The sequence below is a fragment of the Nitratidesulfovibrio sp. SRB-5 genome, assembly GCF_019931275.1.
Lineage (GTDB): Bacteria > Desulfobacterota > Desulfovibrionia > Desulfovibrionales > Desulfovibrionaceae > Cupidesulfovibrio.
Genome location: NZ_JAIOTY010000002.1, coordinates 1556758 through 1574912 on the forward strand (window position 1 = coordinate 1556758; position 18155 = coordinate 1574912).

An 18155-nucleotide genomic window follows, 5' to 3' on the forward strand; every position below is an offset into this window, starting at 1 on the left:
GCCCCCATTTTTTGCGCCATCCCGTTGTTGCGCACGCGATAAAGACATGGGGTGGAATGTATTCAACATTGCATGCATATGGCACGCTGCAAAGAAGATTATCTACTGTTGTTTCATGTATTATGTATTTCAATATGTATGTTTTTACATTGAATTTGTGATTGAATATGTCGATGCTTATGCATTTTGCTAAAATATTTATTGCGAATTGTTGTAGTATGCATTGAATTTATTTTAATTGATGTTAAATGTGCAGATGGTCTGACGCTTTTTGAGGGTTGCGGCAACGCTCTGCATTTTTTTGGATGTGCGTTTCATGTTTTTTGAATGACCAAACGATAAAAAAACCTCCTCTCCACTCGTCATGTGGCAGGGTGTGTTGCGGGCTTCCGTTTTTGTCACACCATGATTTATAACAGTGATTGCCCGCCTTGGACTGGCTACAATATTATAGACAAAAAAGTAGGCGAGATGGGCAGGTTATTAGGAAAACTCCTCAGAGAGGCACGCCTGGAGCGATCCGTTGGCGGCAAGCCGCTGTCCATCCGCCAATTGGCCGACCGGCTGGGGGTGCACCATTCCTACCTCAGTCGCATTGAACGGGGCGACGGAGTCTGCCTGAAGCCGGAACGGCTGATGCTGCTTGCCGATCTGCTGGGGCTGGACAGGTACTTCATGCTCGCGGTGGCGGGCATCGTGCCTGAAAGGCTGCGCGAAGCCATCTACGACCACCGCGATGCGTTCACCATGTTCATTCGTTGTGTCCTGCGCGACGAGCCGCGTGTGGCAGGCGAGGCGAACGTGACGAACGGGGCGGGGGGATCGTTCGCCAGTGCCGGAGCCGGGTATCCGTACTGGAGCATTCCCTATGCCGATGGTGCGGAACTGCTGCGTGGCCTGGTGGGAGCCATGTCGGGCGAAGGGTGGATCGTCTCGCGGATGGCCCAGGACCGCATGGCTGTTCAGTTGTCCAGATGCGATCTGCCGTTTTGCGACATTGATCTGCGACGCGGTGTCGTCACCACCGCCGGGGTGCGCAGCCTGCGGGTCTACCTGGGGCGATGCGGCACGGATGGCGGCGTTGCCCGTGTCTATCGGTCGCGTCGCGTGGTGACCGATAGCCTTGGCTCCATGGTTTCCATGCTGGGCCGCATGCGCCATGCCATGGGGGCCTGGGTGCGGGTGGTGGACGGCTTCGACATGGTGGTTTTTGACAGCCACGAGCAGGAGCCGTTGCGCAAGGACTTTCGGCATGGCGCCGGGCACGGCATGCGACGCCAGGGGCGGGATGGCTGCATGGTTGGCGAGCCTGATCGCCCCGGGCAGTGCATCCTTTTCGAGTGTCTGGCAAGACGGTGCGCCGGCACGCACGAAAGCCGCCTGCGTTACGAGCATGCCCTCGGCAAACTGGCCATGTCGGCCCATGCGTTCTTTCCATGGGATGAGATGGAAGCGTTTCTGTACATCATCGTGCTGACGCATTGATGTTCATACCTGTCCTTGTGCGCTTCCGATCCTGCCGGAGCCGGAAGCGAACCATGAGCGGATTTGGAGCGGAGGCGGGTTTTCCCGTACATTCAGCACAATCAGCAAGTCGGGGGTTTCATGAACAATTTCAATGTTGGTGCCAGGCTGATAGCCGGATTCATTGTTGTTTCGCTGCTGACGTTGATCACCGCAGGTTCCGGGTATCTGGCCATCGAGAATGCCGCCGAAAGCCTGCGCGAGGTCAACGAGGAAATGCTGCCCGCCGTGGCGCATACCGGCAGCATCGAACTGGCCATGCGCAGCATCGTGGTGGCCCAGCGCACCCTGATGATGGAACAGCTGTCCAAGGCCGACCGTGACCGCCAGCGAGAGGACATCCGTCTCGCCCGAGAGGTCATCGCCAGGTCGCGGGGCGAGATGGACAGGCTGCACCATTCGCGCGCCGTGCAGGAAAAGTGGTCTGCCTTCGTCGCCACGCTGGATTCCGTGCGCATCACCAATGATGAAATAATGGCGGCCATCCAGGAGTGGGAACGTGACATCGCCGATCAGGGGCGCATGGACCGGGCGGCTGAACTGGTCACCGGCAAGGGGGTGCAGGCCAACATTCGACTGGCCGAGGCTGGCGCTGCGGTGCAGGAGGCCGTGCGGGTAGAGGCGCGTGCCGCGCGGGCAGAGAGCGCGGCCGAAGCACGCACCGCGAACAAGACCGCCATTGCTCTGGGGGTGGGGGCTCCGTTGTTGTCGCTGCTGTTCGGTTTTCTCATTTCGCGGTCCATCACCCGTCCGTTGGGCGGGGCCGTGTCGTTTGCGCAACTGGTGGCGGGCGGCAACTTGGGCGCGCAACTGGCGGTGCGCGGACGCGACGAGATAGGCAGGCTGGCCGACGCCCTGCGGGTGATGGTGGACACCCTGAAGGCCAAGATCGCCGAGGCCGAAGACAAGAGCGAGCAGGCAGCCCGCAAGGAACAGGAGGCCCTGGTCGCCATGCGCGAGGCGGAGGAAGCCCGCAAGCAGGCGGAAAGCGCCAAGCGCGAGGGGATGTTGCAGGCTGCGGCGCAGGTGGAGGGCGCGGTGGAGGTGGTGTCGTCGGCGTCCGAAGAGCTTTCCGCCCAGATCGAGCAGGCCGACCGGGGTGCCGAGGAGCAGGCCAAGCGCGTATCCGAGACGGCCACGGCCATGGAGGAAATGAACGCCAGCGTGCTGGAGGTTGCCCGCAACGCAGGCGACACGGCGGAGGTTTCCGACACGGCCCGCGCCAAGGCCGCCCATGGCGCGGCGCTGGTGGAGCGGGTGGTGGGCACCATTGATGCCGTGCGGCGGCAGTCGCTGGACCTCAAGGCCGACATGGAAGACCTGGGCCGCCAGGCGGAATCCATCGGTGCGATCATGAACGTGATCAGCGACATTGCCGACCAGACCAACCTGCTGGCGCTGAATGCGGCCATCGAGGCGGCGCGGGCTGGTGACGCCGGGCGCGGATTCGCCGTGGTGGCCGACGAGGTGCGCAAGCTGGCCGAAAAGACCATGCATGCCACCGTGCAGGTGGGCGAGGCCATCCGCGGCGTGCAGCAGGGCACCCGCAAGAACATGGAGAACGTGGACCGCTCGGTGCAGGGCATCGAGGAATCCACCCAACTGGTGCGCCAGTCGGGCGAGGCGCTGGGCGAGATCGTGCGGCTGGTGGAAACGGCCAGTGACCAGGTGCGCTCCATCGCCACGGCCTCGGAACAGCAGTCGTCGGCCAGCGAGGAGATCAACCACGCCGTGGAGCAGGTAAGCACCATTTCCGGCGAGACGGCGCAAGCCATGCGCGAATCGGCTCGGGCCGTGTCCGCCCTGGCGGAGCAGGCCCAGGTGCTGAAGCGCCTGGTGGACGAGATGAAGGCGGCATGACCCCCGCACCATGAAACAGGGATGCCAATGAAAACGGGCCGCCCTTCCGTGCAGGAGGGGCGGCCCGTTGTGCTTGCAATCGAAAACCGGATCGTACCGGCGGCAAGGGCGGGGCAGGGCTGAACCGGCCTAGTTCACCGCCTCGCCGCTGCCGTACACCTCGGCCAGGATTTCCCCGGCGCCGTCGGCCACCAGTTGCGCGGCAAGGTCCAGGCCGATCTGGCGGGCCTGCGCGCCGTCGGGGGCGCTGACGCCGTTCATGGTGCGGCGGATCACCCGCGCGCCGGTCAGGTCGGCCACAAGGCCTTCCAGGGCAAAGGTGTCGGCGCCGGTCATCACGGCGTGCCCGGCAATGGGCACCTGGCAGCCGCCCTGCAACCCGGCCAGGAAGCCGCGTTCGGCCTCCACGCGGATGCGGGTGGGGGTATGTTCCATGAAGGCCAGCAGTTCGTGCAGGTCTGCCCGGTCGCCCCGGAACTCGATGCCCAGCGCGCCCTGCCCCACGGCGGGCAGGAAGGCGGGCGGACCCAGCACTTCGCTTTTGGGCGCGGAAAGGCCAAGGCGCTTCATGCCGGCGGTGGCCATGATGATGGCGTCGAACTGGCCCTCGGAAAGCTTGCGCAACCGGGTGTCCACGTTGCCGCGCAGGGAGACCACGTTCAGGTCCGGGCGCAGGGCCAGCAACTGCGACTGGCGGCGCAGGCTGCTGGTGCCCACGGTGGCCCCGTGGGGCAGGGCGGCCAGCGAGTCGTGGTGCACGGACAGGAAGGTGTCGGACGGCTCCTCGCGTTCGGGAATGATGCCCAGCACCAGTCCCTCCGGCAGTTCCATGGGCACGTCCTTCATGCTGTGCACGGCCAGGTCGGCCCGGCCATCCAGCAGCGCCTCTTCGATTTCCTTCACGAACAGGCCCTTGCCGCCCACCTTGGCCAGCGGCACGTCGAGGATGATGTCCCCACGGGTCTTCAGGACCAGCAGTTCCACCGAAACGCCGGTGTGTCGGCCTTCGATGCAGGATTTGACGTGTTCGGCCTGCCACAGGGCCAGCTTGCTGCCACGGGTGGCGATGACGAGTTTCTTCATGTGGTTGCGCGCGGTGAGAGGATGATGTCGTGGGCGTGTGCCACTAGTTGCATGTGGAGCAGTTGCCGCCCGAACACCCGGAACAGCCGCCACGGCTGGACTTGGGGAAGGTCACGGTCTGCCCCACGCGCGAAGGCGCGGGCATCTTGAAGCAGGCGCAGGACAGCTGCTTTTCGGTACGGGCGGAACCGCAGGCCGGGCAGGGGGGCAGGTCGTCACCAAAGACGAGTTCCTCGAACTTCTTGCCGCAGGCGGTGCATTCGTATTCATAGATGGGCATGATGCGTGTCTCCTCCAAAGGCGGTGCGAAATGCTTCCCGGTCGTGGCCCATGCGTGCCGCATGGCGTGGTGCCAGGCGTGCCGGGCGTGCGGCGCGGGATGGAAATTCGTTCGGCGTGCGCGGACCGCAAAGGGCGCCTATTCCGGCGCCTTGCCTTCCAGGTACGGTTGCAGGGCCAGCACGTTCTCGAACAGGAAATGGTCGGTCAACTGGCACAGCAGGTGGCCCACGGTGATGTGGATTTCCTGCACCAGCGGGGTGCGCCGGTCGGAAACGTCCAGCAGGTAGTCGCACAGCGCGGCCATTTCGCCGCCGCCGCGCCCGGTCATGCCCACGGTGGTCACGCCCTTTTCGCGCGCGGCCTTGAAGGCCAGCACCACGTTGGGGCTGTTGCCGGAGGTGGAAATGCCCACCAGCATGTCGCCGGGCTGTCCCAGTGCCTGCACCTGCTTCTGGAAGACCTGCTCGAAGCCGTAGTCGTTGCCTATGGCGGTAAGTATCGAGCTGTCGGTGGTCAAGGCCAGCGCGGGCAGGGGGGGGCGCTCCATCATGAAGCGGTTGACGAATTCGGCGGCCAGGTGCTGGGCGTCGGCGGCACTGCCGCCGTTGCCGCAGAACATGATCTTGCGGCCACGGGCAAGGGTGAGGGCCATCTGGAGGGCCAGTTCCACCACGCGGTCGGCGTTCTGCTGGAAATAGCGTTCACGAAGCCTGGCACCTTCGGTGGCGTGTTCGAGCACGATCTGGCGGGCGTTGTCGGTCATGGAGCGGTGAATACCTCTGCGGCGGCCATGCGGCCAACCCGTGGATGTTGCGGAACCACTCGGCAGTATACCAAATGGCCGGGCGTGACAACCGTGGGGCGCGAGCGGGGCGGCGACTGTGCGGGCGCCCAGCACGTGTGGGGCGCGAAGTCCTGGCCCGTCCTGCCGGTGCGCCACCATCCGTCCCGTGCCCGTTTTCGCGTCCGTCCCGCACCCGTCCCGCGCGCATCCCGCGAGCCATTCGCGCGGTTATTTCTTGAAGGCGCGGTCTCTTTCCTCTAGGAACACTCCATGCACACCGCGCTTCGTTCCATTCTCATCGTCACCAAGTCGGGCCACCGCGAGGCGGAGGCCCTTGGCGAACGCATGCGCGCCTGGCTGGCCGCGCGTGGCCTTTCGGCGCGCGTGGTGGAGAACACGGGCGATGCCGTGTCGCTGGCCGTGGCCGGGCAGGAATGCAGCCTGGCCCTGGTGCTGGGCGGCGATGGCACCATCCTTGGCGTGGCCCGGCGGCTGCTGGGCTCCGGGGTGCCCCTGCTGGGCGTGAACCTGGGCAAGGTGGGCTTTCTGGCAGAGGTGGCCGCCACCCGCTGGGAATCCAGTCTGGAACGGCTGCTGTCCGGCGGCGTCACCGTGCAGGAGCGACTGGCCCTGTCCTTTCGCGTGGAGCGCGATGGGGCCACGGTGCATTCCGGCGGCGCGGTGAACGACGTGGTCATCAATCGCGGCATCCTGGCGCGGGTCATCAACCTGGACCTGCGCGTGGGGTCCGAGCGGCTGGGCGAACTGCGCGCCGACGGGCTGATCGTTTCCACCCCCACCGGGGCCACGGGCTATTCCGTGTCCGCGCGCGGGCCGCTGGTGCATCCGCAACTGCACGTGTACACGGTGACGCCCATCTGCCCGTTTCTGAACAACCTGCTGCCGCTGGTGCTGCCAGGCGAGGCGCGCCTTTCGGTGACGGTGCGCGACCGCACCAACGAAGTCTACCTGACCCAGGACGGGCAGGAAGGCTACGCCCTGCAAGCGGGCGACGTGGTGCACGTGGAGCGCGCGCCCGGCGGCATGCTGTTCGCCACCATCGAGGAACTTTCGTACTACCGCAAGCTGAAGGCCAAGGGGTTCATCAAGGATCAGGCCTAGCGCCGGTCTTCGGGGCCTGTCCCCGCCCCGTTGGCTGACCTGCCGCGCAGTGCGGCCGCCTTGCGTGCCCGTCCGCTCCGTCTCCGCGACGGCCCTTTGCCGGGGGGCCGCCCCGCCGTGCCACCCGGCCCCGCCGATACTGAGGTTGCCATGCGAAAGCTGCCCGAGTTCGACGCCGTCAGGGACATCCGCCTGCGCAAGGACCCCTATTTCGACGCGTGGATCTACAATTTCATGACCGAGAACAATCTCGAACACCTCATGAACCCCACGCTCATCGCCACCCCGGAGCAGTTGCGCTTCATGGTGTCCCTGGCCGACGACCAGGTCTACGTCCCCTGTTCGGACGACACCTTCCGCCTGCTCACCGCGCAGGACAAGCCCCGCGCGCTGCAGGATCAGTACAACCGCGCGTGGCGCATCATCATGCGCCTGGTGCGCAGCGCCACCCACATCGAAAAGCAGGTCAAGCGGCGCATCATGCAGTACTGCCGCCACCGCTTCCGCCTGCACATCAGCCAGCACACCGCCATCCCCTCGCGGGTGGTCAAGCGTTTGACCAGCATCGTGCTTACCCAGTCCGGACAGGAGGACCCGTGGGAAGGCCGCAAGCAGTCCGCCAACCGCAAGGCCCGCGCCCTGTTGCAGGACCCCGCGTTGCAGCGCCTGCTGCGCCGCCCCCCGGCCACCCTGGACCCGCACCGCGACATCGTGGACATGCGCTGGGAACTGGACCTTACGGAACTGGTCCGGCTGCTGCACGTGGCCATGCGTGGCCGCCGCTGGCTGGAATGTCCGCCCTCGCCGCTGGAAGTGGAACAGGCGCTGGAGTCGGTGGGCGCGCCTTCCGCCCAGTTGCGCCTGCTGTTCGGCCCGGAAACCGAGCCGCGCAAGAAGATCCTGTACCTGTGCGACGGCGACGGCGGGGTCATGTTCGACCTGGCCGTCATTCGCGTGCTGCTGCGCATGGGGCACCAGGTGGTGCTGGCCCTGAAGGAAGGGTTCTTCTTCTACGCGCCCATGATCTGGGACGCGGAGTCCGACCCGGTGCTGAAGGAAGAGATGGAATCCGCCTTCATCCTGCATGACGACCGGGTGACCAAGAACGACCTGTTGCGCCACCTGCGCGAGCACCGCTTCGTGGTCATTTCCGACGGCACGCGCGAACGGCTGAACCTGTACCGCGCCAGCGTCACCTTTGCCCGCGCCTGGAAGGAATGCGACGTGGTTATGGCCAAGGGCTGGCGCGCCGACCATACCTTTTTGCGCACCAGCCACCAGTTCACCCGCGACGTCGTGTGCTTCTGGTGCGACGACGACGGGCAGTGCCACATCACCTGCAAGCCCCGCGCGACCGGGGTGCGCAAGTTCACCGAAAAGGACCTGACCGGCAAGGCCGACGAGATCATCGAGGCCATGCGCGAGGCGCGCCAGCAGGGCAAGGCGGTGATGTTCTACAGCTGTATCATCGGCTCCATTCCCGGCCAGACCAAGACCGCCATCAACGTCGTGGACACCTTTGTCCGCCACCTGCGCGAGAAGCTGGACACCACCTTCATCATCAACCCCGCCGAGCACTTCGAGGAAGGCATGGACGGCGACGACCTGATGTTCATGTGGGAACGGGTCCAGCGCAGCGGCCTCATCGACGTCTGGCGTTTCCAGACCGTTGAGGATATAGAGACGAGCTTCGCGTTGCAGGAACGCAAGGTGCCCTCGGTGTGGGCGGGCAAGGATTCCACCTACTCCACCGGCTGCACCAAGGAAATGCAGATCGCCCTCGACATGCAGAAGAAGCACCGCGAACTCCAGATCATCGGCCCGTCGCCGGACAACTTCTTCCGCCGCCGCGAATACGGCGTGGGCAAGTACTTCGACGTGGGCATCAGCGGATAACCCAGCCTCAAGGATACACGATGCAGACCCTTCATGCCGTGGCAGCGCTGCTCACGGAATGCTTCGACGCCCAGCACAAGGCCACCGCCGACTGGCACGTGGCCGAGCCCCCGGCGCACGAGCCTGCGCCCGTTGAGACGAACGCGGCGGAGACCGTGGCCGACGCGGCCCTGCTGCACCGGCTGGTGCTGGCCCAGCACCTGATGAACTTCCGCCTGTGGCACGTGGAAGACACCGCCCGCCGCACCGACGTGGGCGCCGATGTCATTGCGGACTGCAAGCGCGCCATCGACGGCCTGAACCAGCGCCGCAACGACTACATGGAAAAGGTGGACGCCTGCCTGGTGGCGCTGCTGCGCCCGCAACTGCCCGCGCCCGCCCCCGGCCAGCGCCCGCGCCACAACACCGAGTCGCTGGGCATGGCCGTGGATCGGCTGTCCATCCTCAGCCTGAAGGTCTTCCACATGGAAGAGCAGGCCGAACGCGCCGACGCCGCGCCCGACCATCGCGAACGCTGCGCCGCCAAGCTGGCCGTGCTGCGTGAGCAGCGCGCCGACCTGGCCCGGGCCGTGCTGGACCTGACCGGGGAGTTCCTGGAAGGCCGCAAGCAGCCCAAGGCCTACTACCAGTTCAAGATGTACAACGATCCCAGTCTCAACCCCGAGTTGTACAACAACGCGAAGGGGTAGAAGAGGAAGAATTATGAAGAGAATGACCGGGGGAAGGAACCTTTTGGAAAAGGTTCCTTCCCCCGGACCCCCATCCTCCCAAACTTTTTATTTGGGTAAGTTCCCGAGCCAGCCTGGGTGCAAGGGGAATGGGCCAAAAAGGGGGTGCAGGGGGCGTAGCCCCTTGCCCGCCGGAGGCGTAAAAAACGCACCAATCCAGTACCCATCGGGTGCGGACGCCGTAGCAGACAAGTAGTTCAGGAGATTCGTCATGGCCTTGTATGAAGCCGTCATCGGGCTGGAAGTGCACGCCCAGTTGCGCACGCGGTCCAAGCTGTTCTGTTCCTGCTCCACCGCGTTCGGGTCGGCCCCCAACACCAACGTGTGCGAGGTGTGCTCCGGCATGCCCGGCGTGCTGCCGGTGCCCAACGCCCGCGCCGTGGAATACGCCGCGCGCATGGGCATGGCCGTGAACTGCACGGTGAACCCCGTCTCGGTGTTCGCGCGCAAGAACTATTTCTACCCGGACCTGCCCAAGGGGTACCAGATTTCGCAGTTCGAAACGCCCATCTGCGAGCATGGCCACCTGAATATCTCCGTGAACGGCCAGACGCGCCGCATCGGCATCACGCGCATCCACATGGAGGACGACGCGGGCAAGAACATCCACTCGGCGGGCGACAACGCCAGCTACGTGGACCTGAACCGCTCTGGCGTGCCGCTCATCGAGATCGTCAGCGAGCCGGACATGCGCAGCGCCGAGGAGGCCGTGGCCTACCTGAAGGCCCTGCATGCCATCGTGGTGTACCTGGGCATCTGCGACGGCAACATGGAGGAAGGCAGCTTCCGCTGTGACGCCAACGTTTCCATCCGGCCCAGAGGGCAGCAGGAATTCGGCACCCGCGCGGAACTGAAGAACCTGAACTCGTTCCGCAACGTGCAGCGGGCCATCGAGTACGAAATCGCCCGCCAGCAGGACGTGCTGGAGGACGGCGACGCCGTGGTGCAGGAAACCCGCCTGTACGACGCGGTGAAGAACGTCACCGTGTCCATGCGCGGCAAGGAAGAAGCCCACGACTACCGCTATTTCCCCGACCCGGACCTGATGCCCGTGCGCATCGCGGAAGACGATCTGGCCCGCTGGCGCGCCGACCTGCCGGAACTGCCGCTGGCGCGCAGGGCGCGGCTCATGGAACAGCACGGCCTGTCCGATCAGGACGCCGACGTGCTGACCGCAGACAAGGCGCTGGCCGACTTTTTCGAGGCGGCCACGGCGGCCTGCGGCCAGCCCAAAAAGGTGGCCAACCTGATGCAGGGCGCTCTGTTGCGCGAACTGAACCAGCGCGCCGTGGCCGTGGACGCCATCGCCATGCGCCCCGAGGCTCTGGGCGAACTGGTGCGCATCGTCGAGGCCGGGCTGATCAGCGCCAAGATCGCCAACGACATCTTCGGCGAACTGGTGGAAACCGGCGCCATGCCCGAAGCCTTCGTGAAGGAGCGCGGGCTGGTGCAGATTTCCGACACCTCTGCCATCGAAACCGCCGTGGACGAGGCCATCGCCGAAAACCCGGCGGAAGTGGAAGCCTACAAGGGCGGCAAGACCAAGCTTATCAGCTTCTTCATGGGGCAGATCATGCGCAAGACCAAGGGCAAGGCCAACCCGGCCCTGGTTACGGAACTGCTGCAGAAGAAGCTGGGATAGCGCGCGTCCCCTACCGGGCATGGCCCGGCAAGGCGGACGGAGCGCAGACGCCGAACGCAATGCGGGGGCGGAAGAACCGGACAAGGTTTTTCCGCCCCCGCTTCATTTGTCGAGGCAGGCGGCCAGGCCGAGGACGAGCAAGCGGACGAGGACGTGGATGGGCAAGCGGACGGGCAAGCGGACGGGCAAGCAGGCAGGCAAGCGGACGGGCAAGCGGGCGGGCAGACAGGTGACTGCGGGGGGCAGGGGGTGAAAGGGCGGGAGAAGCCGCTAGGCCTGTGCGGTCAGAACCGCCAGCGCGGTCTCCAGCGCGGCCTCCAGCGCGGCGTCGGTGAACTCGTCCATTTCCGGGCCGTGGTCGTACCCGGCAAGGTGGCCTAGCCCGTGCGCCAGCAGGCGCAGGGCATGTTCCACCGGTTCCTGCCCGTACAGCTGGCATTCGCGCCGCCAGGTATCCAGCGACAGCACCAGCCAGCCGAGGTGGCAGGGGGCATCTTCGTCCGGCCCGTCATGCGGCCCGCCATGCGAACGGTCAGGTGAACTGGCATGCGCGCCGTCGTGCGGTCCGCCGTCATGGGCGGGAAAGGACAGGATGTTGGTGGGGCCGGTGCAGCCAAGGTGCGCGGCGTTCAGGCGGGCGATTTCCTCGTCGCCCACCAGATCCAGTTCCACGGTGCATCCGGCAAGGCCGGTGGCCTCCTGCATGGCCGCGAACACGGCGCGCAATTCGCCGGGGGCCAGGGGCAGCATCCAGCCCATGCCGGGGGCGCGGCGCAATACCAGCATGGCGGCCTAGACGGGCTTGGAGGGCTTGGCCCCCGCCTCGGCGGCGGCGGATTCCGGCGTGTCCCCGGGCGTGTCCGGGGGAGTGTCCGGGGGAGTGTTCGCGCGAGCGTTCGCAGAGGTGCCCGCCGGAGCGTTCACGGGGGCATCCGTTTTCACCGGGCCGTCGCCGTTGCCGCCGTCCAGCGTGCCGTAGCAGCAGGGCATGGGCGGTTGCGGTTCGTCGCAGACCGGGCAGGGCGCAGTGGTGGCGGTGTCGGGGCAGGGGGGCGGGCAGACGGGACAGACAGGATTGGGCGCATCCCCGTTCCCGCCGTTCTTCTCCACGGTCTTGCCGCTCTTGTCGCTGGCCTTGTCCCCGTTTTTGTCCGGGCACTTTTCCGCGCCTTTCTCGCCGCATTTGGGTGCGTCCCGGTCCGGACTGCGATCAGGCTGGCCGGGTTTGGCCGCATCCGGGTAGCCGATGCGCTGGTGGAACAGCCCGGTGAGGATGCGGTGGAAGTTTTCGCCCAGCTTGTGCAGGTCCTTGAAGGTCAGTTCCGACTCGTCAAGCTGCCCCTCGGCAAAGATGCCCTTGACGATGGTGTCGATGTGCCCCTTGATGCGCGCCGGAGTGGGGTCCACCAGGGTGCGGCTGGATGCCTCCACGGCATCGGCCAGCATGACGATGGCCGCCTCGCGCGTCTGGGGGCGCGGGCCGGGGTACTGGTAGTCCTGCTCGCGCGGGTTTTCGCCCTGGTTCACGGCCTTCTGGTAGAAGTAGCGGATTACCCGCGCGCCGTGGTGCTGGCCGATGATGTCCACGATTTCCTGCCCCAGCCGGTGCTGCTGGGCCAGTTCCACGCCCTTCTTGACGTGCGAGGTGAGAATAAGCGCGCTCATGGACGGGGCCAGCTTGTCGTGCTTGTTGCGCCCGCCGAACTGGTTTTCGATGAAGTATTCCGGGCGGCTCAGCTTGCCGATGTCGTGGTACAGCGCGGCCACCTTGCACAGCAGGCTGTTGGCGCCGATGGCCTTGGCCCCGGCCTCCACCATGTTCGAGACGATGAGCGAATGGTGGTAGGTGCCGGGCACGGCCACCATCAGGTCCTGCAACAGCGGCTGTTCCAGGTTCATCAGCTCCATCAGCCGGAAGCGCGTGGTGTAGCCTAGGCACAGCTCGATGATGGGAGACAGGGCGAACAGCAGCAGCAGCGAGAGCATGGCGTTGACCGCAACTGCCAGCACCCCCCACGCCATGGCCGCCGGGTCCACGTGCCCGCCAAGGGCGGTTGCGCCCAGCCAGATCAGCAGTTGGCCCGCGCACAGCGGCAGGGTGCTCCACACCACGTCCTGGCGGGTCTGGGCGCGGGTCACCAGCCAGGTGTTCCACATGGCGCCCAGGAAATAGAACATGAACAGGGGCAGCCCCCCGCCCGCCAGCACGGTGCAGAAGAAGGCCAGCAGCAGCCCGGTGACGCAGTAGCGTCGGGCGGAAAAGATCAGCGCGGCAAGGCCTGCGGCTCCGGCCACGGGAAAGGCGAAGGCCAGCACCTCCGGCGTCAGCGACGCCCCCTGTTCCAGCACCCGCTGGCCCAGCAGGGTCAACCCTTTGGACATCAGGGCGAACACCAGCAGCAGCAGCGCCACGAAGAACAGGTCCTTCTGGCGCACGGCGGAACCCATGCGCCCGCTGGGCGAAAACAGCATGCCCGCGCCCAGCAGCAGCGAGGTCAGCAACACCCCGGCCACCGTGGCCAGGTGCACCTTTTCGCCCTTGCGCGCCCACAGGGCCTGCAACTTCATCTGGTGCTCGCGGCTTACCCGCTCGCCCTGGCGCACCACCACCTCGCCCTTCTGGATGCGGTAGAACACCGGTTCCACGGCGGCGGTCATTTCCGCCACGCGGGCATCGGTGGCCTCGCGGTTCAGGGTCAGGGTGGGCGAGAGCAGCGGGGACAGCAGCAGCACGGCGGTGCGGCGCACGGCCAGCGAGGCCTTGGTCTCGTTCTTCAGGTTCTGGCTCAGTTCGGAAACCACGGACCGCAGGTCGTGCAGGTTCTGCAGGTCGCTGCGCAGGGTTTCGCTGCCGGTGGCCAGGTCGCGCAGCAGCACGCCGCCCTTGAACTGGAGCACAATGCGCGTATCGGCGGAAACGCCTTCCGCCAGGCGCGATTCCAGCCACGGCAGGGCGCGGGTGGTCACGAGGGTTTGCAATTCCTCGCTGGCCAGCACGTTGATGGTGCGCTCGGTGATTTCCGTGCCCAGGGCCTCGGCCAACTGCCAGCGCAGCTGTTCCTGTTCCGCCGGGTCGGCGTGGTTCACGGCCAGGAAGATTTCGTGCACCCGCTGGCGCAGGGCGGTGACCGGCTCGCGGCTCAGGTCGAACACGGCGGGCTGCAACTGGGCCACCTGGTCGCGCCGGGCGCGGGTGCCCTGCACGTCCTCCACCAGCAGGTCGCGGTCGGCGGTCACCTCTTGCGAGGCGATTTCACCGGCCACGTACAGCCGCACGGAGGGCGAAAGATTGGCGCCCGCCAGCACGGACAGGGCAACCATGGCCAGGCAGAAGAAAAGCAGCCCGGGGCCGGCCTGGTGGCGGGCCAGCCAGCGGAAGGGCGCGGCCACCGATTCGACGCTGATGGCCTTGCGTCTAGCGGGAATCTGCTGTTTCGTGGCGTTCATAGGCCTGCACTATCCTGCCCACCAGGGGGTGGCGGATCACGTCGTCTTCGTGAAAGCGGATGGAGCGGATTCCCTTGACGCCTTCAAGCACGCGCAGGGCGTGCACCAGGCCGGAACGCGACAGCGCGTCGGCCTTGCCCGATGCGGGCAGGTCTATCTGGGTGATGTCGCCGGTGATGACCGCGCGAGAGCCGAAGCCCAGGCGGGTGAGGAACATCTTCATCTGTTCCTGGGTGGTGTTCTGCGCCTCGTCCAGGATGATGAACGCGTCGTTCAGGGTGCGCCCGCGCATGAAGGCCAGCGGCGCGATTTCGATGATGCCCGTCTCCAGCATGTCGGACACCTTCTGGAAGTCCTGCATGTCGTGCAGGGCATCGTACAGCGGGCGCAGGTAGGGGTTCACCTTCTCCACCAGGTCGCCGGGCAGGAAGCCCAGCTTTTCTCCCGCCTCCACGGCGGGCCGGGTAAGGATGATGCGCTTCACCTTCTTGGCCAGCAGCATGGAAAGGGCCACGGCCACGGCAAGGTAGGTTTTGCCGGTGCCCGCCGGGCCCACGGCGAAGACCATGTCGTTCTCGCGCAGGGCGGCCACGTAGTCGCGCTGGCTGAGGGTCTTGGGGGTGATGGTCTTGCGGGGGGAAACCACGAACACCGCATCGCGGAAGATGCGCCGCAGGTCGGCGGAAGGGTCGCGGTCGAGCATGCCGTAGGCATAGGCCATGTCGCGCGGGTACACGGGGTGGCCCGACTTCAGCAGGCCGTACAGCTGCGCCAGCAGGTTCAGCACCGTTTCGCGCACGCGGGGGTCTTCCGCGTCAACGGTGACGGTGGTTCCGCGCGTGTCCAGGCGTGCGCCCGACTTTTCCGCGATCAGGGAAAGATTGGCGTTCTGCGCGCCGAACAGCTGGTTGGCCAGTGCGGCGTCGTCGAATTCCAGCGTGGCGGCGGTGGTGGCTTGCGACATGTGGCTCGTGGGTTGTGGTGGGCGGAGCGCGTTGCGGCGGCGCGGCAAACGCGATGCGGGCGGTTCGGCTGCCGGGGCGTCCGGGTGGACTGGCGGCGGTCTGGTGCTGGCCGTTGGCAAACGCCCGGCAAGCAGACTGGCGCGCGGCAGGGAACCGGCCATGGCTCCGACCGGGCAACGCCCGGCTGCGGAAGCGCGGCGGCAAACCCCGGTGCGGGATGGCCTGGCGAGAGAGTGAGGGACGCGCCGCGAGGATGTCCGTTACCGCCCCGATAGCCCGTTTCCGCCGTGGCGTCCAATGGTTTCGGACCATACAGGCATGGCGGTATGCGGTTGCGCATGCGTGCGTGATGGCGGAGGAGAAGCGCCGCTTGTGCGAAGGCAAGGGGCCAGACAGGGCAGGCAGGGCAGACAGGGGCGCCGGGCAGCAGGGCGGGCGCGACACGCCGGGCGAGTGCGCGCTGGCATGGGCGATGCATTAAGCAATGTAAAGGCGGAACCCGGCAAAATCGTCCGCCCGGAGGCAGCATGGCCATTTCATCCGTTTACGGCAGCTACGGCACCTACGGCATCGATCTTTCCTCGTACACCGACGGCAGTTCCACCTCGTCGTCCGGTACGTCGTCGTCCTCTTCGTCTTCCTCGTCTTCCGCGTCCGGCAACACGGTGACCGGGCTTTCGCTGGACTATCTGTCCCAGCTTTCCAGCGTGCTCAAGGAAATTTCGCCCAACGCCACCGGCAAGCTGACCTTCAGCGCGGTGGAAGAGTACCGCAAGCAGTTGGAAGAGGAATTTTCCGCCAAGGTGCGCGAAGACCTGACCAAGCTGGGCGTGGACAAGGACGTGGAGTTCCGGGTGGTCACCAACGAGAAGACCGGCGGCGTCTCGGTGATTACCACCAGCGAGGACAAGGCCAAGATCGAGCAGTATTTCAAGGATAATCCGGACATGGTCAAGAAGTTCCAGAAGATCCAGACCCTGTCCAACCTCGAGAAGGCCCGCAAGGCGGAAGGGTATTCACCCCAGGACATCAAGACCCGTCTGCAGATGGAAGCCATGAGCGCCTGGTGGAGCGAGGACGGCGCCTCGTCCCAGATCATGGATTTCACCGCCGATCAGGCCTCCTTCCTTACCGGGTTGCGCGCCCGCGTGTAGCCATGACGGCGCGCCGTCGCGGCCTGTAGTGCCCATGGGAGGATTCGGAGGTGTTTGGGGTATCCGGGGTGCCCCGCGCATTCCTGCCTGCCTTGCCTCCATCCACATGTTCCGGTCTTCCGGCACGCCCCGCAACCGCCCAGCCGGGGCGCGGTGCGCCGGGGGTTGTCATTGCCGGGCGATTGCGGCATGACGTGCCCGTGAACGAGCCAGACCCCGCCACCACTTTCGCCGCCCGTCACGCCGTGCCGGGCGATGCATCGCCGTCGATGTCTTTACCGACACCGGACGGCGCGCCGTTGCGCACCATCCAGGTGGTTAACGTGCGCTGGTTCAACGCCACGGCGTGGTACGGCATGATGCTGGCCCGCCTGCTGCGCGAGGCCGGGCACGAAACCCTGGTGCTGGGCCTTGCGGGCACCGAATCGTTCGAGCGCGCCCGCGCCTGGGGGCTGGACCCCATCCCCCTGCCGCTGAACGCCGCCAATCCCTTCACCCTTGCCGGGCTGTACGGCACGCTGCACCGCATGGTGCGCGATTTTCGCCCCCACGTGGTCAACTGCCACCGGGGCGAATCGTTCGTGCTGTGGGGCCTGCTGAAGGCGCTGCACGCGCGCGGGCCGCACCGCTTCGGGCTGGTGCGCACGCGCGGCGACCAGCGCCTGCCCAAGGGCAACCGGCCCAACCTGTTCCTGCACACCCGCGTGGCCGATGCGGTCATTGCCACCAATTCGGTGATGGCTGAACATTTCACCACTCGGATGGGCGTGCCCGCCGACCGGGTCCACACCATTATCGGCGGGGTGGACGAGTCCGTGTTCCGCTTCGACGCGGCGGGCCGCGCCCGTGTGCGTGCCGAATACGGCTGGGCGGACGATGATTTCGTGGTGGGGCTGCTGGGCCGGTTCGACGCGGTGAAGGGCCAGCGCGAACTCATCGAAACCGTGGCGGGCCTGCGCGCGGGCCGCTGGGACGGCACGCCGCGTCCGCGCCTGCGGCTGATGCTGGCCGGGTTCGATTCGGCCACGCCCGAGTCCACGGTGCGCGGCTGGCTGCGCGAGGCGGGCATTGAGGGCATTTCGGTGATCACCGGCAAGCGACCGGACGTGGCCGCGTGCATTTCGGCCATGGACCTTGGCGTGGTGGCCTCGCTGTGGTCAGAGACCATCGCCCGCGCCGCGCTGGAGATCATGGCCTGTGACAGGCCGCTGGTATCCACCACCGTGGGCGTCATGCCCGACCTTTTGCCCCATGGCGCGCTGGTTGCGCCGGGCGACGTTGCCGCCATGGCCGGGGCCATCGCCCATGCCATGGACAGCCCGCCGTGGCTTGAAATACTGCGCGCTGCCTGCGGCCTGCGCATCGAAAGCCTGCACCGGGCGGATTTTCTGCACCGCACCCTTGATGTCTACAGGGACGTTTGCCGCACCGCATGACAGGGCCGCTGCCGTCCGAATGTGCTGTCTTTCGGGGCGCCCTCTTTGCCCCGGACACGGCCAGACACTACCGGACACGACCAGGCACTACCGGATGCTGCCGGACGGGTCCGACGTCATCGGCGGCACGGGCAGGGCCTGAGCCCCCGCATGTTTTGACAGCCCGCGCATTTCCTTCTTTCCGACGGCGCGTGCGCACCGCCGCATGACACGCAACGCACGGCGGACGGAC

Annotated in this window: 14 protein-coding genes; 8 read left to right on the forward strand and 6 right to left on the reverse strand. The window is 66.1% G+C overall.

From position 1 onward, the window contains the following. Nucleotides 1–405 precede the first annotated feature (405 nt). Both K6142_RS13765 and K6142_RS13770 read left to right on the forward strand, forming a co-directional pair. Nucleotides 406–1485: a helix-turn-helix domain-containing protein gene (locus K6142_RS13765; protein ID WP_190244179.1), complete on the forward strand. Its 1080-nt coding sequence runs from the start codon at nucleotides 406–408 to the stop codon at nucleotides 1483–1485. A gap of 120 nt (nucleotides 1486–1605) precedes the next feature. Then, the gene (locus K6142_RS13770) at nucleotides 1606–3384 is read left to right on the forward strand and encodes a methyl-accepting chemotaxis protein (RefSeq protein WP_190244180.1); all 1779 of its coding nucleotides are present in this window, start codon (nucleotides 1606–1608) and stop codon (nucleotides 3382–3384) included. A gap of 129 nt (nucleotides 3385–3513) precedes the next feature. Here K6142_RS13770 and hemC read toward each other — a convergent pair whose 3' ends face one another. The 3 genes from hemC to K6142_RS13785 form a co-directional block, all read right to left on the reverse strand. Further along, entirely contained in the window at nucleotides 3514–4467 is a 954-nt protein-coding gene (hemC, locus tag K6142_RS13775; RefSeq protein ID WP_190244181.1) for a hydroxymethylbilane synthase, read from the reverse strand. A gap of 43 nt (nucleotides 4468–4510) precedes the next feature. Beyond that, nucleotides 4511–4747, reverse strand: a complete 237-nt coding sequence (locus K6142_RS13780; RefSeq protein WP_190244182.1) for an FmdB family zinc ribbon protein — start codon at nucleotides 4745–4747, stop codon at nucleotides 4511–4513. A gap of 138 nt (nucleotides 4748–4885) precedes the next feature. Then, entirely contained in the window at nucleotides 4886–5512 is a 627-nt protein-coding gene (locus K6142_RS13785) for a D-sedoheptulose 7-phosphate isomerase (protein WP_190244183.1), read from the reverse strand. Between the two features lie 291 nt (nucleotides 5513–5803). Between K6142_RS13785 and K6142_RS13790 the strand changes: the two genes are divergently transcribed. The 4 genes from K6142_RS13790 (at nucleotide 5804) to gatB (ending at nucleotide 10921) form a co-directional block, all read left to right on the forward strand. Further along, complete coding sequence (locus K6142_RS13790; RefSeq protein WP_012611730.1) at nucleotides 5804–6655, forward strand: NAD(+)/NADH kinase; 852 nt, start codon at nucleotides 5804–5806, stop codon at nucleotides 6653–6655. 150 nt (nucleotides 6656–6805) lie between these two features. Next, nucleotides 6806–8551, forward strand: coding sequence for an ARMT1-like domain-containing protein (locus K6142_RS13795; RefSeq protein ID WP_190244184.1), 1746 nt, complete (start codon nucleotides 6806–6808; stop codon nucleotides 8549–8551). 20 nt (nucleotides 8552–8571) lie between these two features. Next, nucleotides 8572–9240, forward strand: a complete 669-nt coding sequence (locus tag K6142_RS13800) for a DUF4254 domain-containing protein (RefSeq protein ID WP_190244185.1) — start codon at nucleotides 8572–8574, stop codon at nucleotides 9238–9240. Between the two features lie 250 nt (nucleotides 9241–9490). After that, nucleotides 9491–10921, forward strand: coding sequence for an Asp-tRNA(Asn)/Glu-tRNA(Gln) amidotransferase subunit GatB (gatB, locus tag K6142_RS13805; RefSeq protein ID WP_190244186.1), 1431 nt, complete (start codon nucleotides 9491–9493; stop codon nucleotides 10919–10921). A gap of 270 nt (nucleotides 10922–11191) precedes the next feature. Here the strand turns inward: gatB and ybeY are convergent, their stop codons facing one another. The 3 genes from ybeY to K6142_RS13820 are packed head-to-tail and all read right to left on the reverse strand — an operon-like array spanning nucleotide 11192 to nucleotide 15332. After that, on the reverse strand, nucleotides 11192–11707 hold the full coding sequence (gene ybeY, locus K6142_RS13810; RefSeq protein WP_190244187.1) for an rRNA maturation RNase YbeY: 516 nt from the start codon (nucleotides 11705–11707) through the stop codon (nucleotides 11192–11194). Nucleotides 11708–11713: 6 nt separating this feature from the next. Then, the gene (locus tag K6142_RS13815) at nucleotides 11714–14368 is read right to left on the reverse strand and encodes an HD family phosphohydrolase (RefSeq protein WP_223290270.1); all 2655 of its coding nucleotides are present in this window, start codon (nucleotides 14366–14368) and stop codon (nucleotides 11714–11716) included. Further along, a complete protein-coding gene (locus K6142_RS13820) occupies nucleotides 14337–15332 on the reverse strand; it encodes a PhoH family protein (RefSeq protein ID WP_012611724.1) in 996 nt (331 codons plus the stop codon). The genes K6142_RS13815 and K6142_RS13820 overlap by 32 nt, the downstream gene beginning before the upstream one ends. 528 nt (nucleotides 15333–15860) lie before the next feature. Here K6142_RS13820 and K6142_RS13825 point away from each other — a divergent pair. Together K6142_RS13825 and K6142_RS13830 are read left to right on the forward strand one after the other, a co-directional pair. Continuing rightward, on the forward strand, nucleotides 15861–16487 hold the full coding sequence (locus tag K6142_RS13825; RefSeq protein ID WP_190244188.1) for a hypothetical protein: 627 nt from the start codon (nucleotides 15861–15863) through the stop codon (nucleotides 16485–16487). Nucleotides 16488–16786: 299 nt separating this feature from the next. Next, nucleotides 16787–17923, forward strand: coding sequence for a glycosyltransferase (locus K6142_RS13830; protein WP_155860597.1), 1137 nt, complete (start codon nucleotides 16787–16789; stop codon nucleotides 17921–17923). Nucleotides 17924–18155: the final 232 nt, after the last annotated feature.

Bases quoted from the DNA above. Each gene is read 5' to 3' on its own strand.
- K6142_RS13765 (WP_190244179.1), top strand. From the start codon at position 406: ATGATTTATAACAGTGATTGCCCGCCTTGGACTGGCTACAATATTATA.
- K6142_RS13770 (WP_190244180.1), top strand. From the start codon at position 1,606: ATGAACAATTTCAATGTTGGTGCCAGGCTGATAGCCGGATTCATTGTT.
- hemC (WP_190244181.1), bottom strand. From the start codon at position 4,467: ATGAAGAAACTCGTCATCGCCACCCGTGGCAGCAAGCTGGCCCTGTGG.
- K6142_RS13780 (WP_190244182.1), bottom strand. From the start codon at position 4,747: ATGCCCATCTATGAATACGAATGCACCGCCTGCGGCAAGAAGTTCGAG.
- K6142_RS13785 (WP_190244183.1), bottom strand. From the start codon at position 5,512: ATGACCGACAACGCCCGCCAGATCGTGCTCGAACACGCCACCGAAGGT.
- K6142_RS13790 (WP_012611730.1), top strand. From the start codon at position 5,804: ATGCACACCGCGCTTCGTTCCATTCTCATCGTCACCAAGTCGGGCCAC.
- K6142_RS13795 (WP_190244184.1), top strand. From the start codon at position 6,806: ATGCGAAAGCTGCCCGAGTTCGACGCCGTCAGGGACATCCGCCTGCGC.
- K6142_RS13800 (WP_190244185.1), top strand. From the start codon at position 8,572: ATGCAGACCCTTCATGCCGTGGCAGCGCTGCTCACGGAATGCTTCGAC.
- gatB (WP_190244186.1), top strand. From the start codon at position 9,491: ATGGCCTTGTATGAAGCCGTCATCGGGCTGGAAGTGCACGCCCAGTTG.
- ybeY (WP_190244187.1), bottom strand. From the start codon at position 11,707: ATGCTGGTATTGCGCCGCGCCCCCGGCATGGGCTGGATGCTGCCCCTG.
- K6142_RS13815 (WP_223290270.1), bottom strand. From the start codon at position 14,368: ATGAACGCCACGAAACAGCAGATTCCCGCTAGACGCAAGGCCATCAGC.
- K6142_RS13820 (WP_012611724.1), bottom strand. From the start codon at position 15,332: ATGTCGCAAGCCACCACCGCCGCCACGCTGGAATTCGACGACGCCGCA.
- K6142_RS13825 (WP_190244188.1), top strand. From the start codon at position 15,861: ATGGCCATTTCATCCGTTTACGGCAGCTACGGCACCTACGGCATCGAT.